Annotated in this window: 11 protein-coding genes; 6 read left to right on the forward strand and 5 right to left on the reverse strand. The window is 59.5% G+C overall.

The features are described from left to right. Positions 1–22: 22 nt before the first annotated feature. Positions 23–256: a hypothetical protein gene (locus tag BBAG_RS08710; RefSeq protein WP_003826026.1), complete on the reverse strand. Its 234-nt coding sequence runs from the start codon at positions 254–256 to the stop codon at positions 23–25. Between the two features lie 353 nt (positions 257–609). On the opposite strand from BBAG_RS08710, the gene trpD reads away from it, so the two are divergent. Further along, complete coding sequence (gene trpD / locus BBAG_RS03205; protein WP_003826030.1) at positions 610–1,662, forward strand: anthranilate phosphoribosyltransferase; 1,053 nt, start codon at positions 610–612, stop codon at positions 1,660–1,662. Positions 1,663–1,839: 177 nt separating this feature from the next. On the opposite strand, the gene BBAG_RS03210 is transcribed toward trpD, so the two are convergent. Further along, the gene (locus BBAG_RS03210) at positions 1,840–2,397 is read right to left on the reverse strand and encodes a hypothetical protein (RefSeq protein WP_003826031.1); all 558 of its coding nucleotides are present in this window, start codon (positions 2,395–2,397) and stop codon (positions 1,840–1,842) included. A gap of 47 nt (positions 2,398–2,444) precedes the next feature. Here BBAG_RS03210 and BBAG_RS03215 point away from each other — a divergent pair, with 47 nt between their 5' ends. Then, positions 2,445–3,158: a lysophospholipid acyltransferase family protein gene (locus BBAG_RS03215; protein WP_033508205.1), complete on the forward strand. Its 714-nt coding sequence runs from the start codon at positions 2,445–2,447 to the stop codon at positions 3,156–3,158. A 110-nt stretch (positions 3,159–3,268) separates the two neighbouring features. Here BBAG_RS03215 and BBAG_RS03220 read toward each other — a convergent pair whose 3' ends face one another. Both BBAG_RS03220 and BBAG_RS03225 read right to left on the reverse strand, forming a co-directional pair. Further along, a complete protein-coding gene (locus BBAG_RS03220) occupies positions 3,269–5,392 on the reverse strand; it encodes a protein kinase domain-containing protein (protein WP_003826037.1) in 2,124 nt (707 codons plus the stop codon). Between the two features lie 58 nt (positions 5,393–5,450). Further along, entirely contained in the window at positions 5,451–6,530 is a 1,080-nt protein-coding gene (locus BBAG_RS03225; RefSeq protein WP_003826039.1) for a polyprenyl synthetase family protein, read from the reverse strand. A 144-nt stretch (positions 6,531–6,674) separates the two neighbouring features. On the opposite strand from BBAG_RS03225, the gene BBAG_RS03230 reads away from it, so the two are divergent. The 3 genes from BBAG_RS03230 to BBAG_RS03240 all read left to right on the forward strand — a co-directional run bounded on the left by BBAG_RS03230 (position 6,675) and on the right by BBAG_RS03240 (position 11,479). Beyond that, positions 6,675–7,490: a DUF4192 family protein gene (locus BBAG_RS03230; protein ID WP_050754769.1), complete on the forward strand. Its 816-nt coding sequence runs from the start codon at positions 6,675–6,677 to the stop codon at positions 7,488–7,490. Positions 7,491–7,657: 167 nt separating this feature from the next. Further along, positions 7,658–9,106, forward strand: coding sequence for an RNA polymerase sigma factor (locus tag BBAG_RS03235; protein ID WP_003826043.1), 1,449 nt, complete (start codon positions 7,658–7,660; stop codon positions 9,104–9,106). Positions 9,107–9,184: 78 nt separating this feature from the next. Beyond that, positions 9,185–11,479 carry a DNA gyrase/topoisomerase IV subunit B gene (locus BBAG_RS03240; RefSeq protein ID WP_003826044.1) on the forward strand — a complete coding sequence of 765 codons (2,295 nt, stop codon included), beginning with the start codon at positions 9,185–9,187 and terminating at the stop codon, positions 11,477–11,479. A gap of 131 nt (positions 11,480–11,610) precedes the next feature. On the opposite strand, the gene BBAG_RS03245 is transcribed toward BBAG_RS03240, so the two are convergent. Further along, positions 11,611–12,870 carry a hypothetical protein gene (locus tag BBAG_RS03245; RefSeq protein WP_003826046.1) on the reverse strand — a complete coding sequence of 420 codons (1,260 nt, stop codon included), beginning with the start codon at positions 12,868–12,870 and terminating at the stop codon, positions 11,611–11,613. A gap of 446 nt (positions 12,871–13,316) precedes the next feature. On the opposite strand from BBAG_RS03245, the gene BBAG_RS03250 reads away from it, so the two are divergent. Further along, the gene (locus BBAG_RS03250) at positions 13,317–14,420 is read left to right on the forward strand and encodes a DUF3152 domain-containing protein (RefSeq protein ID WP_003826048.1); all 1,104 of its coding nucleotides are present in this window, start codon (positions 13,317–13,319) and stop codon (positions 14,418–14,420) included. Positions 14,421–14,436: the final 16 nt, after the last annotated feature.

The following is a 14,436-nucleotide window of genomic DNA, read 5'->3' on the forward strand; positions in this document are numbered from 1 at the left end:
CCTCAATTCGACTGTGCATGCTCTATGCCACAGTGAACCCCTGGGAGCGCGCACATTCCGGCAACATGGATGCCCACTGTTCGATGACATCGACGGAATTGCCGCCAGAAACCAGTGACAGCACAAGCGAATCACGATAGGCAGTGCCGAGCTGTGTGGCGAACGGCAGTGTGATTGCAATATGATCGGAAGCGCCTCCAACCCGGAACGGTGCGGCTTCAAAGGGTTGTCGAATACTTGAGGTGCGTCCACCCATGCCCTCCTCGATTACGCGCCCTTCCGGTCCTAGAAGCTTGGCTAAACGTCCCGTTCAGCGTATGTTGAAGGGGTGCCTTGTTCCAGGTTTCGCCGGGTTGGTACCGAACGTATTGGAATCACCGAAGCACAGTACATTGTTCATGGCATGGCCCTTTCGAATCGATTGATGGTAGTGATTGCCACTGTAATATCGACGAAACCGTCTTCCTGATGGATTGCCATGGATTGTCATGACATTACCGGCAGGGGCGGTGTTCGTGATGCGGACGTTCATCGGCGCGGAAATACCGAATCGTTACAATTAGGCGACAAATCATACAACAGGCGTATTGGAGCGCCAAGGAGGGCATTATGGCCGAAATCACATGGAAGTCGATTCTCGCCAAGCTGGTCGGAGGGGACCACCTGAGCGCGGAGGAATCCGAGTGGTTCGTCGATGACCTCATGAGCGGTAACGCCAATCCGGCTGCCGTGGGCGCGGTGCTTGCCACCCAGCAGCAGTTGGGATTGACCGCCGACGAAGTGCGTGGCGCGGCCAAGGCCATGGTCTCGCATGCGGTGCCGCTGAATATCGAAGGGGAGACCACCGATATCGTGGGCACTGGTGGCGACGGCGCCTCCACGGTGAATCTGTCATCCATGGGAGCGGTGATTGCCGCGGCGACCGGCGTCAAGGTGGTTAAGCATGGCAATCGTGCCGCGTCCTCCGAATGCGGCACCGCCGACTGCTTCGAGGAGCTTGGTCTGCCACTTGATCTCACCGCGGAACAGGTGGCTCGGGTCGGCAACGAATGCGGCATCGCCTTCGCCTTCGCGCGTGTGTTCCACCCCGCCATGCGCTTCGTCGGACCGATTCGCGCGGCATTGGGTGTGCCTTGCGTGTTCAACGTGCTCGGTCCGCTCACCAATCCGGCCAATCCGAAGCATATGGCCATCGGTTGCGCCAATCGTGCCATGAGCCCCATCATGGCCGCAGTCTACGCGGCGAACGGGCAGACTGGCATGGTCTACACCTCCAGCGAAGGATTGGACGAGATGGCACCGACCGGGCCGATCTCCGTATGGGAGTTTGGAAACGGCAAGGTCAGCGAAACCGAATTCGATCCGACTGTGGAACTCGGCCTTGCCAAGATCACCATAGAGGATCTGAAGGGCGGCAAGCCGGCGGTCAACGCCCAGGCCATGCGCGATCTTCTTGCAGGCAAGGACGTTCCGTTCCGTTCCACGGCATTGCTCAATGCCGCATCCGCCATTGTGGCGGACGGTCATCAGGTGCCCGCTGATGGCACGCTTGCTGAACGGTTCAAGGCGGCTTACGCCATTGCCGAGGAGTCCGTGGATTCGGGCAAGGCCGAGGCGCTGCTGAACAAGTGGATCGCAACGGCGCAGTCGGTTAAGGGCTGAGCGCCGCATCCGCCACGCCGGTATCGCGTAAGCATGCGGTATGGTGCGACAAACCGCGGATGACCAATAACAATGATGGGGTTGTCTCCGCCTGGAGGCAACCCCATCATTCGTTCCGGTGCAATTCAGGTGCTGCTCTGTATGCCGCCATGGAAGTGGACGGAGGAGCGGCCGACGTTATACGCGCGCACCGTCATCGAAATAATCGGTTCTCGTCTGGGAAAAGCCCTTATGCTGTGCAAGCAGTCCCGCACTACCCACGATTACGCAAATGCCGGCGATGACGCCCAGAACACCGGTATATGCGGGAAGGAACACGGAGGCGATGGCGCCAAGAATGCCGGCGACCAGCAGAATCCAGAACACAAGTTTTGAGAAACGCACTCGACCGATCTTCGGATTCGGCGGCACGAAATCGTCACCATACCGATCCATTACGTCATCGGCGTCCAGCCAGCTGGAACCGGTGAAGTCGCGCGGGCCGTGAGAGGCGCCGGTCTTTGCGAACGAATCCGCGGTCAGATCGTCGACGCTCAGCAGCGCCTCCTTCTCCTTGCGCTGCGCATGCTTTTCGAAACGCTTCGCGTTACGGGATTCGGCCACATCGTTCAGATCATCCTGATGTTCGGCTTCGAATGCCGCCCAAGCGGCGTCCAGATCGTTCGGCTGGTTCTCGCCATCCGGCGTGTGTTGTGGCCGCTCGTCACCCGCATTGGTATTGTTAAGGTCAGTCATATGTACCACTGTAAACCACGGTGAGCATCGAATGGAAGGAACGCCAAGTGCTGTATTGGTTTTTTGTGAACGGATTCGGTTTCATCGCCCGGCATCGCCTTGGCCCGGCCGTTACCGGTTTGGAGAACGTCCCTCGTGAAGGCGGAGCGATTATCGCGGCGAATCATCTGGCCGTCATCGACGACGCGCTGATTCCGATCACGTGCCCGCGTATGGTGCATTTTATGGGTAAGGCCGAATACTTTGAGGGCAAGGGGCTCAAGGGCAAGTTCAAGAAGTGGTGGTTCACTTCGGTAGGCGTGTTTCCCGTGGACCGTTCCGGTGGCAACAAATCGCTGGGCGCGTTGGAGCATGCGCGGGAGATCATCGAAGACGGGCATCTGTTCGGTATCCATATCGAGGGCACGCGCAGCCCTGACGGACGCTTGTACAAGGGGCACACCGGTGCCGCGCGACTGGCGTTGGAAACCGGTTGCCCGATTATTCCCGTGGCGATTATCGGCTCGGACAAGCTGCAGCCTGTGGGTACGGTCATTCCGAAGAAGGGCAAGACCCAGGTGCTGTATGGCAAGCCGATTACGGTGGAGAAAAAATCCGCCGATGAGATCACGCATGATGATCTGCGTTCGTTGACCGATGCCGTCAGCGAGGCGATTCGGAAGATGAGCGGACAGGAATATGTTCCCGAATACGCGCAGAAGGTCAAGGCGCGGTTGAAGGAAGAGGCCGCTAAAGCCGAGAGCCAGCAGCCGCAGGAATAATTCCGCGGCCATGGCGCGGGGCTGAAACTGCCGGTTGAGCCAAGGGGATACGAGCGAAGAAAGGCTCGTATCCCCTTGACTATATATGAGACGTTGCAAAAGCCGTCGCATCAGACGACGGTCAGCGTCACCACGGTTTTGTTGCCGTCGCTGTCGCGCACGCGCACCTGATCGCCTGCACTGGGGCTTTGCAGACGAACGACATGCGTCAGATCGCCCAACGGCGCTGATTTCTTCACATCCAAGCCAAGCGCCTTCAGCATTGCGCTGGCCTCATCGTACGTTTTGCCAACCACATTCGGCAGTGTCACGGTTTCCGGGCCCTTGGAGACCGTGACCTCCACGGCATCGCCCCAGTGCAGTTGCGTGTCCTTGGGCACGGATGTCGAGATTACTTCGCCGGCGGCAACGGTATCGCTGAATTCCTCGGTGAATGTCGCCTTCAATTTCAGATCGTCAAGTGCCCGCGACGCTTCGTCCTTCGCGCGGCCTGCAATATCCGGCATGGTCACCGGCATGGGCCCCTTGCTCAACGAGACGGTAACCTTTGCGTTGTGCTTGAGCGTGGTGCCTGGCTCCGGGGTGATGGACAATGCCGTGCCTTCGGGGGCGGTCAGTGAATACTCGTCTTTGCCGGTGTCATGTTTGATATTGGTGAATCCGGCATGTTTCAGCGCTTCCAGCGGGCTTTTGCCGTTGGCGCTGGCGGTATCGAGAATATCGTCGGGAATCGTCGACATGCGCATGCCTTTGGAAACCACGACATTCACCTTCTGCTGCTGTCGCATGCTCACATGGCTGTCGACCGCGACGGGAGAGCCTGCCACCGTGGCCGAAATCACATGCCCCTCATCGACGGTATCGCTGTAGTCCTTGGTGGCGCTGTAGGGGATGCCGGCATTCTTCAACACGCGCTCATACTGCTTCCAGGAGGCGCCTTCCAAGGAGCATGCCGAGTCCGCATTGCAGGTCACATCGGCCGGCTTGGGGATCTTCCAGTAGCTTCCCGGCCCCAGGAAATACCACCATGCGCCGCCCGCGCACGATACGGCTACGACCAGTGAGATGACGGCGATGATCAGCGCTTTCCTCCCGCGCTTCGAGGAAGCGGCGGGGGTTCCCTTCGATGCGCCGTTGCCGTTGGCGGGCATGGCGGTTGTGGCAGTTGCCGTGCCATCGCTTCGATCCGGTGCGTTCAGCACCTGCGTGGACCCCTCGCTAATGGGCGTGGTGGCGTTCGGACGCATCGGTGCGGTCGTCGCGTCAGGCACGGATTCCTCGGATCGCGCCTGTACGGGAGGTGCCGGTGGAGCGGGCATGGGTGTCGTGCCGGTCTGTGCCGTATCGGTGGTCGAAGAGGGCTTGCGATACATCCATGCGTTCGGCTCAAGCGAAGTACACAACTGTTTGAGCTCGAGCAGCGCAGCACCCGCATCCGCCGGGCGGGCCTGCACGGATCGCTGGGTGAGATGCCCGATGAACCGGGCGACCGCCGGATCGATGTCGGGGCATTGTAACGCCACGGACGGCACATCCTCATGCACATGCTTGAACACCAGCGTCACCGGATTGTCGGAAATGAACGGCACCGAGCCGGTCAGCATCTCCCATGCCATGATCCCCACGGCATACAGGTCGCCCTGAGGCGTCGCCTCATTGTGCTCGATGGTCTCCGGAGGCAGATAGGTGGCGGTGCCCAGCAGCATACCGGTGGACGAGAGCGTGGCCGCCGACGCCACTTTGGCCAGACCGAAATCGGTGATCTGCACACGGCCGCGATTGTTCAGCATGATGTTCTCGGGTTTGATGTCGCGATGCACCACATGGACCTGATGCGCCGCGGCAAGCCCCTCGAGGGTCTCGCCGATGATGCGCAGCGTCTCGCGCACGGTGAAGGTCCCCTGCTGATTCATTTCATAGCGCAGATTCACGCCATGCACGTATTCCATCACCAGATAGGCAAGACCATTGAATTCGCCGGTGTCATACACCTGCACGATATGAGGATTGGCGATCTGCGCCGCCGACTGCGCCTCCCTGCGGAACCGTTCGATGAACTGTTCGCGATGCGCGCCCTGCGCCAACTGCGTATGCATCACTTTCAGCGCAACCGTGCGGTTCAGTCGTTCGTCGATCGCCTCGTATACCGTCGCCATGCCTCCCTGTGCGATTTCGCGCACAACATGGTAGCGGCCGTCGATCAGCTGGCCTTGGGGTGATGCATCTTCGCTCATGTCTTATCGTCAAATCCTTGATATGAGAAGAGTCCGTACGTCAATTCTGACAGACATTCTAGCTTTTGGCGATGTCCGGGACGAAGCGCGCGCACGTTTCGAGAAGAGCCGTCTCGTGGTTTTGCTCCAGTTTGCACTCGCGAATGGCCTGTACCGACTCATCCCATAGGGCCCCGATGCGTTGGCGGGAACGTTCGACGGCACCGGTGGACTGGAACAGACCGATGGCGCGGCTCACATCCGATTCGCTGCGCGACGAGGCCTCGAACATGGCGATCAGCTCGTCCCGCGCCGCGCAGTCGGCATGCGCAATGGCATCGGCCAGCAGCACGGTGCGTTTGCCTTCACGAATATCGCCGCCCACCGGCTTGCCGGTGGCACGGCTTGAACCAATCACATCGATAAGATCGTCTTCAAGCTGGAACGCAAGGCCGAGCGGTTTGCCGATGGCCAGCGCGCGCTCGCGAGCCTGCCCGGGGGCGGCGCCGCTGCCCAACAGCGCCAGCTCGATGGGTGCGATGGTGGTGTAGCTGGCGGTTTTCCAGCGGAACACATTCAGCGAGGCGTTCGCCAGCGCTTCGGCGTCCTGCAATGGTGCCTGTTCCACGGCCAGATCGAGAATCTGACCGATTTCGACTTCGCGCTGCATATTCAGAAACGCCGACGTCAATGCCGTGGCATGGGGGAGCAGGGCAGCGGCCTCGTTGACGATGTCGATGCACACTGTGGCCAACAGATCGCCGAGCATAAGCCCAAGTCCACGGCCGATGGCAGGGCTTCCCGTATCGGTCTCCAACGCGCGGTGAGCACTCGGCTTGCCACGGCGCAGGTCGGAATCGTCGATGATGTCGTCATGCACCAGGGCGGCGGTCTGGAACACCTCAAGCGCGCAGGCGACGTCGAGCATGGCGTTGCGCGTATCGGCATGGCCGTCGAACGCATCGTAGGCGGCGAGCATCAGCAGCGCGCGCAGTCTTTTGCCACCTTCGCTGCTGGATGTCGCCTGCCGTGAGACAGCATCCACGACATGGCGGCAGGCCTCGGGCATCTCGGCTTCCATGGGCATGGCGGACCATTTGTCCACCAGGGAGACGATGCGGGATTCGATGTTCGAACGATCGGCGTCAGTTTTGCACATGCCATCTACGGTATCCTCATCGCACTACGAATGGCATCCTTCACCGTATTTCCCGTATTTCCAATGGCTCATGGCGTGTCGACCACAGCCTCCTGTCCGGCGTGCGCTCCATGCGCGGGCGGGCCATACTGTATGCACGCCGCTATGGAAGACGGCGGCGGCAACGGCATCGAGGAGGATGACATGACAACGAACCGTATGGAATCGGCAGCTGGACAAACGAATGATCGCGCAGACGGGCACGGTGATGCGGATAGTGCAGGACGTGTGCTCGAGGAGCGCAACGTGGAAAATCGTTGCCGGCATGGCGAAGGCGAGGGCAGTGTGCCATCGGCGGACAGGGCTGCCTGCGAGGAATTCTTCGACGCCTTGGAACCCGTCTGCGAGCATGTGGCCGATGAGATGCGTAAGCGATTGCAGCAGGGACGTCGCCAGTATGGGCCGAGCCGTGCGGACGGCGATTGGATGAGGGAACCGCTGCAGGTATGGCTGTGCAGGCTCGACCAGGGCATGATCGACCTTGACGAGGTGATGCTTCCGTTGGCGGTCGGCATCAACGAGGTCCTTGCGATGCGTGATGCGTTGATTCTTTCGGTTGTCGGCGACTCCACCATGCGTGACCCGCAGATGCTGATGGATATTGTCCGAACGCCCCATGCCGGGCATGTGGTGATGGCCGTGCATAAGGCGCTGTCCGCCGAGTTCGACGATCGCGACGGCCCCGACCGCGACCGATGCCGCACCGCGGTGCTTATGCTCGCCGCCATGGCCAAGGTGATGCCCGAGCCCATGAAGGTTCAGCCACTGGCGATCATCTCATATATATTGTGGTGGACTGGGGATAGCAGAGCGGAGGATTATGCGCTCAGCTGCCTTGCCATAGACGAGGAATGCTCGCTTGCCGCGATTGTTCTGAAGTCGGTGAGCAATGGGCTGTACCCGGCTTGCTGTGGTGGATGATGGGATTACGCAGCTGCGGATTCGTCTGAAATCGCGGTTTCTTGCGCGTGTTCGGGAATAATCGTCCCTATCAGGTGGTTTACTCACATAGTTGACGATTTGCCCTTGCCAGAAGTGTGTCTATATGGTATACGAGGCGGGGCGGGTATTCCGCGAGGAGGGATAGTTTGGCTACCAAGAGCACAACGGCCGCTGAGAACACCGAACAGGTACAGGACGAGGCCAAGGCCGTTTCCGCCAAAAAAGCCAGTGCCACGCGCAAGACTGCCGCGGCTAAGAAGACCACGGCTAAGAAGACCGCCAAGTCTGGCGAAGGAACGGGCAGTGTCAGGAAGAAGTCCGCTGCCACCAAGAGCACGAAGAACTCCAAGACCAAGAAGAGGTCCGAGGAGGATCTTGACGAAGTCGACGAGTTCGATGAGGACGCCGATCTGGACGATGCCAAGGACGAGGACCTTGACGTCGATGATGTGGACGATCTCGACGGCATCAACGGCGAGTCGGACGATGACGATGATGACTACGACGACGATGATGACGACGACGATGAGGAGGAGGACGATAAGTCCGATGCCCCGGACATCAGCAAGCAGAAGGGCGCGTTCGTCGTCAGCGATGATGATGACGATGACGAGGACGTGAAGCCTCGCCGTCGCCGCGGCAAGATCGGCAACCCGAAGCGCCGCGTCGTCACCGCCGGTGCCACCGCCGACCCGGTGAAGGATTACCTCAAGCAGATCGGCCGTGTCAGCCTGCTGAACGCCGAACAGGAAGTCGACCTATCCGAGCGCATCGAGGCCGGCCTGTACGCCCAGCATCTGCTGGATACCGAAGGCGACACGATGGACTTCAAGCGTAAGCGCGAGCTCAAGTGGGCGGCCAACGATGGCAAGAAGGCCAAGGACCACCTGCTGGAGGCCAATCTTCGACTGGTGGTGTCGCTGGCCAAGCGCTACACCGGCCGTGGCATGCTGTTCCTCGATCTGATCCAGGAAGGCAACCTGGGCCTGATTCGCGCCGTCGAGAAGTTCGACTGGAAGAAGGGCTTCAAGTTCTCCACCTATGCCACATGGTGGATCCGTCAGGCTATCACCCGAGCCATGGCCGATCAGGCTCGCACCATTCGTGTGCCTGTGCACATGGTCGAGGTCATCAACAAGCTGTCGCGTGTGCAGCGTCAGATGCTGCAGGATCTTGGCCGCGAACCCACGCCTGATGAGCTGGCGCGTGAGCTGGATATGCCGGTCGAGAAGGTGCAGGAGGTGCAGAAGTACGGTCGTGAGCCGATTTCGCTGCACACCCCGCTTGGCGAGGACGGCGATTCCGAATTCGGCGATCTGATCGAAGACACCGACGCCATCGCGCCGTCCGACGCCGTGGCCTTCTCGCTGCTGCAGGATCAGTTCAAGCAGGTGCTTGAGACGCTGTCTCCCCGCGAGTCCGGTGTGATCAAGATGCGTTACGGTCTGGAGGACGGCCAGCCGAAGACGCTGGACGATATCGGTCGCGTATACGGTGTGACCCGTGAACGTATCCGTCAGATCGAGTCGAAGACCATGTCGAAGCTGCGCCACCCGTCTCGTTCGCAGACGCTGCGCGACTTCCTCGATCAGTGACGATGCCGCTTCCCCGAGGCTTCAGCCTTGGGGAAGCTTTTTGTCGTGGTATGGATTGACAACTAGTGGAAGAGGCACATGGCTAAAGAGGATTACGGCGCAAAGGATCTTACCGTTCTCGAAGGGCTCGACGCGGTACGCAAGCGTCCGGGCATGTACATCGGTACCACGGATTCCCAGGGGCTTATGCATTGCCTGTGGGAGATCATCGACAATGCCGTGGATGAGGCGTTGGCAGGATTCTGCAATGCCATCGTCGTCACATTGCATACGGACGGCTCCATCACCGTGGCCGACAACGGTCGAGGCATCCCCGTCGACAAGGAACCGAAGACGAAGCTTTCCGGTGTCGAGGTCGTACTGACCAAGCTGCATGCCGGTGCAAAATTCGGCAATTCCTCATATAATGCGGTCGGTGGTCTGCATGGCGTCGGTTCGTCGGTGGTCAATGCTTTGAGCTCCCGACTCGACATAGAGGTCGACCGTGATGGCAAAACCTATCATATGGCGTTCCATCAGGGTCATCCCGGCGTCTATACCGATGCCGACCCGGAACACCCTTCGCCGGATGCCCCGTTCAAGCGCACACGCAAGAACAAGCCCACCGAGCTGGATATTATCGGCAAGGTGCCGCCGAAGAGAACCGGCACACGCATCCGGTACTGGGCGGATCCTGAAATTTTCAACAAAACCGCCGAATTTTCGTATGAGCAGCTTGTCGACCGTGTCCGCCAGACCAGTTTTCTGGTGCCGGGGCTGAAGATCACCGTTATCGATGAGAATATTGCGCAGGAGCCGGCTCCCGGCGAACCGGATCATGAGATGACTTCGGTGCCGGAAGGAGCCGGCGCCGGCGAGACCGTGACGGCCGATGCCGCTTCGGCCGTCGGCGAATCCGATTCCGCGCAGACTCAGGGCGATGAGGATCTTGCCTTGAACGAGGCCGAAACCATTGCAGACGGCGCGTTCGGCACACAGGTCGATCACCCGCGTGTGGCCGAGTTCCTCCACAATGGCGGTGTCAAGGATTTCGTCGATTATCTGTCCAAAGGCGAGCCTGTCAGCGACATCTGGCGTATTCAGGGTGAAGGCACCTACGAGGAGGAGACCCAGGCGGTCGGCGCGAACGGCGAACTGCATGCGGAGAAGATCACGCGTACCTGCGGTGTGGATATCGCACTGCGATGGGTGAATGGCTACGACACGGTGATGCGCAGCTTCGTCAACATCATCGAGACTCCGGGCGGCGGCACGCATGTGGACGGTCTGATGAACTCCGTTACCAGGCAGATCCGCAAGGCGGTCGAAGCGAACGCACGCAAGCTCAAGGTGAATCTCAAGGATTCCAATATGAAGGTTGAGCGCGACGACATCATGGCCGGTCTGGTGGCCGTGGTCACCGTGCGTATTGCGGAACCGCAGTTCCAGGGGCAGACGAAGGATGTGCTCGGCACCGCGCAGGTCAAGCCGATTGTCACGCGCATGAGCGATAAGCAGTTCGGCGAGATGATCACCGGATCCAAGCGCGGGTATAAGGAGCAATCCAACCGTGTGCTGGAGAAGATCGTCGGCGAAATGCATGCCCGCGTGCAGTCCCGTAAGGCCAAAGAGGTCACACGTCGCAAGAACGCATTGGAATCGGCGTCCATGCCGGCCAAGCTTTCCGACTGCCAGCCGGGCAATGATGATGTGGCCGAACTGTTCATCGTGGAGGGCGATTCCGCGCTTGGCACCGCCAAAGCCGCCCGCAATGCGGGATTCCAGGCGCTTTTGCCGATTCGAGGCAAGATTCTGAATGTGCAGAAGGCCTCGATCACGCAGATGCTGTCGAATAAGGAATGCGCGGCCATCATTCAGGTGGTGGGCGCCGGTTCGGGGCAAAGCTTCGATATCGAACAGTCGCGCTACCACAAGGTCATCATGATGACCGATGCCGATGTGGATGGCGCCCATATCCGTATTCTGCTGCTTACGCTGTTCTATCGGTACATGCGACCGCTGATCGAGAACGGGTATGTGTATGCCGCAGTGCCGCCGCTGCATCGCATCGCGTTGACCGGTTCGCATAAGGGCGAGTTCATCTACACGTATTCCGATGATGAGCTTGCCGGCAAGCTGGCCGAACTCGATCGCAAACATATCGGGTATAACGACGATATCCAGCGGTACAAGGGCCTGGGCGAGATGGACGCCGACCAATTGGCGGATACCACCATGGATCCGCGCACGCGCATGCTCCGTCGTATCCGCATGGAGGATGCCGAGCAGGCCAGCGAGATCTTCAGTCTGCTCATGGGCGACGATGTTCCGCCGCGCAAGGCGTTCATCGTGGAAAACGCCGACGACTTCGACCGTTCCAAGATCGATACCTGATCCGGTTGCAGAATCAGGCGGCCGGTCGCCGGTGCATGAATCGACTTGTGCACGGGAACGGCTGCGATGGAGGCTTCGGTGTCGGCTTGGCCGTATCCGGAGCCTTCGTTGCAATAAGGCTGTGCGGAGTCTTATTGATTGTCTGCGCGGTTAAGCCATAGGTCGAGCTTGTATTGGTTGAGCTCGGTGTTCGGGTCGTAATTGTCCTCAAGCCGGCTGCGGTACATCGCCACCAGTTCGTCGCCGCGTCCCAACGCTTCCAGAGCCGCTTCACGCAGCGTCTCCCATTCGTAGGGGACGACCTCTTCGGGGAACATCACCATGCTTTGGTTCGCGTTGGCCTGCTCCACCCGATTGGTGAAGTCGATGAGATCCTCCCAGCGTTCGGAGGCGATAAGGCGTGCGGCATAGGTGTCGGCGAGCGGTTCGATGGTATTGTGCTCGCGCAGGAAGGCGTCGGCGGCTTCCGCATCTCCGCTGATGCGCATCAGATCGTGACGGAGGAATTGTACGGCATGGTCGAATTGGTGGCATGCGGTTGCGGCCAGCTCCCGTTCCGTGAGCAATGAGGGGTCGAGTGAAACGAGATTGTCGAGATCCGCGGCGCTGAGCTTGATATCGTCGGCTGCGCCGACAGTGTCGGTCTGCCCGCTTGTCTGTGTGGATCGGCTTGAGAATTCGGCCATTGACGCTACCGCCTTGTTCAACGCATCATAGGCGAACATGCGGGTGTCGTCCCATTGGGCGAACGATAGGCTGCAAGACAGCAATTCCACCATTTGCATGGCGTTGAGGCGAAAATCATCGTTGCAGGCGACCGTGGTGATCATGCGCAGCGCCTGTTCGCCGGTCATCGGGTCGGCGTTGCAGGCCACGGCGTCCATGTAGACCCGTACGTTCTGGATCAGATCCTTAAGGTAGTCGAATCCTTCGTTGTCTCGATCCGCCACGTTGCCTACGAATTTCGCCGTCATTTCCAAGGCCTTGGCGAGGTTGCCCACGGCGTCGACCCAGCGTGTGCTGACCAGCGCGTTGCCGACCACGGCGTCGACGCCGGAAAGCGCCTGCGAGTCAAGATGGAAGGTCGGCATGTCGGCGCGTGGCATTTCCACGCCGGCTTCGGTCCGTTCCGCTGTGGGAACAATGGCGGCGATGGAGTCGAAATACCATTGCATGGGCATGCCGATGACGTTGTCCGCGTCGGATAGGGGAGCGACGGGCGCGTCGTTGCGGTTCTCGGCATCGTGCTCCGAAGCCTCGCGGATCAGATGATTCCATAGAATTGTCGGACCGTCGAATTCTCCCGTTCTCAGCCAGCCGTTGTTGACGTAGTCGCTGAGCTCCTCGGCGTCATGCCGGGCGTCGATGTGTTCATGAGATATGCTGCCCATAGCCACCTTTCCTGCACTGGTAAAGGCTACAACCTGCGCTGGTCGAAGGGAGCCGGCGAGGGGAGTCAACCGAAAGGATGAGGTTCGCTGAGAGCAAATCATCCTCAAAACGACAAAACAAGTAAAAATGTCGAATAATATAAAGTTTGTAGTCATGTGGTTCGCAGTGATCGCAAGACTGGAAAGGAGCCGGTGGAGACATGGATAATTCAAGGTTCTCTCATCTCCTTTGGCTGAATACCTAGTTGAAGCCGGTTTCTTTCCGCTTCTTTTTCCCTCATTTCCCCGGGGCCTTACGGCTCCGGGGAATTTGCTTTTTGCAGGTGCGGCGCCATGCTGCCCGCACCCTGTGAGGCAATGATTGTCCTTTCGAATAAGTGCCTTCGATAATATGCGCGTTGCTTGCATATACTGGGGTGTTGGTTGAGAGAGCGACAGATTGGAACATGGTGTTGCAAGATAACGGCAACGTTGATAAGAGCGAAGGCAAGGGAAGAGCCGCAAAAGGCACGGCGTTTGAACACGCGGCAACGGCACGGCGAGGAATCCTGGAAGCGGCCAGACGTGCATGCGGCAGCGCAGGCGACCTCATCGTGCGTGGCACGCGCACTGCAGGCAGTGCAATCGCAAAGTGCTGGCGAACCGTGGTAAGCGCCCTGAATCCCAACGCCTCATCGAACCTGGATGCCAAACAAGTGTTCCGCATCCGCAGAACCGTCGTGTTCTCAGGCATAGCAGCCGTTGTACTGATCGTGGCTGTTGTCGTGGCTGTATCAGTGCACGCGAATCGCAGTGCACAGGCAGACAAAGCTGGCACGGTGGTGAGCGCCCAAACCAGTAAGACCAAGCAATCGCCATCTGCAAAAGCGACGAAGAAAACCACGGCGGGGAAAACCGCGGCAGAGAACAGTTCGGTGAAGAAAACTCCGGAACAGTCCGACACATCAAGCTCCTCAACGGATGAGACAAAGCGGCAGGTCGAAGCGCTCGCCGCCTCGATCAGCGATGAAGAGTCCGCGACGATCAAGGCCAAAGCGGACGAAACGGCGCACAACAGCGGCAAACCCGTTACGCAATACACCTACTGCATTGCCGGCAAAGGCAATGTGGGCGCTTTGGACGGTTTCGCCAACACCGTGTACCGCGTGCTCAACGATCCGCGCGGCTGGCCGCGTGCCGGAGCCACCTTTGTCAAAGGCGACGGCGACGCATGCAACTTCACTGTGGTGCTTTCCGAAGCGAAATACATGCAGACGTTCGACTCCGGATGCAGCGCCGAATACAGCTGCCGTGTGGGGGATAACGTCATCATCAACCTCGACCGGTGGAACGGCGGCATCGGCAACTGGATGGAAGCCGGCGGCAATCTCGCACGCTACCGCACCATGGTGATCAACCACGAGGTCGGCCATGCTCTAGGGCATATCGATAATGAGACCACCTGTGCCGGTGCAGGCAAGCCCGCGCCGCTGATGCAGGAACAGTCCATGCATCTGGACGGCTGCACGGTGAACGAGTGGCCGCTCGATGACGAACTGTGGAGAAGCTGAGGGGGCGCCCTGCACA

The sequence above is a fragment of the Bifidobacterium angulatum DSM 20098 = JCM 7096 genome (genome assembly GCF_001025155.1).
GTDB classification, from domain to species: Bacteria; Actinomycetota; Actinomycetes; order Actinomycetales; family Bifidobacteriaceae; genus Bifidobacterium; species Bifidobacterium angulatum.

What these genes read in the sequence shown, in the direction of transcription:
- BBAG_RS08710 (WP_003826026.1), bottom strand. Translation starts at nt 256, where the DNA reads ATGGGTGGACGCACCTCAAGTATTCGACAACCCTTTGAAGCCGCACCG.
- trpD (WP_003826030.1), top strand. Translation starts at nt 610, where the DNA reads ATGGCCGAAATCACATGGAAGTCGATTCTCGCCAAGCTGGTCGGAGGG.
- BBAG_RS03210 (WP_003826031.1), bottom strand. Translation starts at nt 2,397, where the DNA reads ATGACTGACCTTAACAATACCAATGCGGGTGACGAGCGGCCACAACAC.
- BBAG_RS03220 (WP_003826037.1), bottom strand. Translation starts at nt 5,392, where the DNA reads ATGAGCGAAGATGCATCACCCCAAGGCCAGCTGATCGACGGCCGCTAC.
- BBAG_RS03225 (WP_003826039.1), bottom strand. Translation starts at nt 6,530, where the DNA reads ATGTGCAAAACTGACGCCGATCGTTCGAACATCGAATCCCGCATCGTC.
- BBAG_RS03230 (WP_050754769.1), top strand. Translation starts at nt 6,675, where the DNA reads ATGGAAGACGGCGGCGGCAACGGCATCGAGGAGGATGACATGACAACG.
- BBAG_RS03240 (WP_003826044.1), top strand. Translation starts at nt 9,185, where the DNA reads ATGGCTAAAGAGGATTACGGCGCAAAGGATCTTACCGTTCTCGAAGGG.
- BBAG_RS03245 (WP_003826046.1), bottom strand. Translation starts at nt 12,870, where the DNA reads ATGGGCAGCATATCTCATGAACACATCGACGCCCGGCATGACGCCGAG.
- BBAG_RS03250 (WP_003826048.1), top strand. Translation starts at nt 13,317, where the DNA reads ATGGTGTTGCAAGATAACGGCAACGTTGATAAGAGCGAAGGCAAGGGA.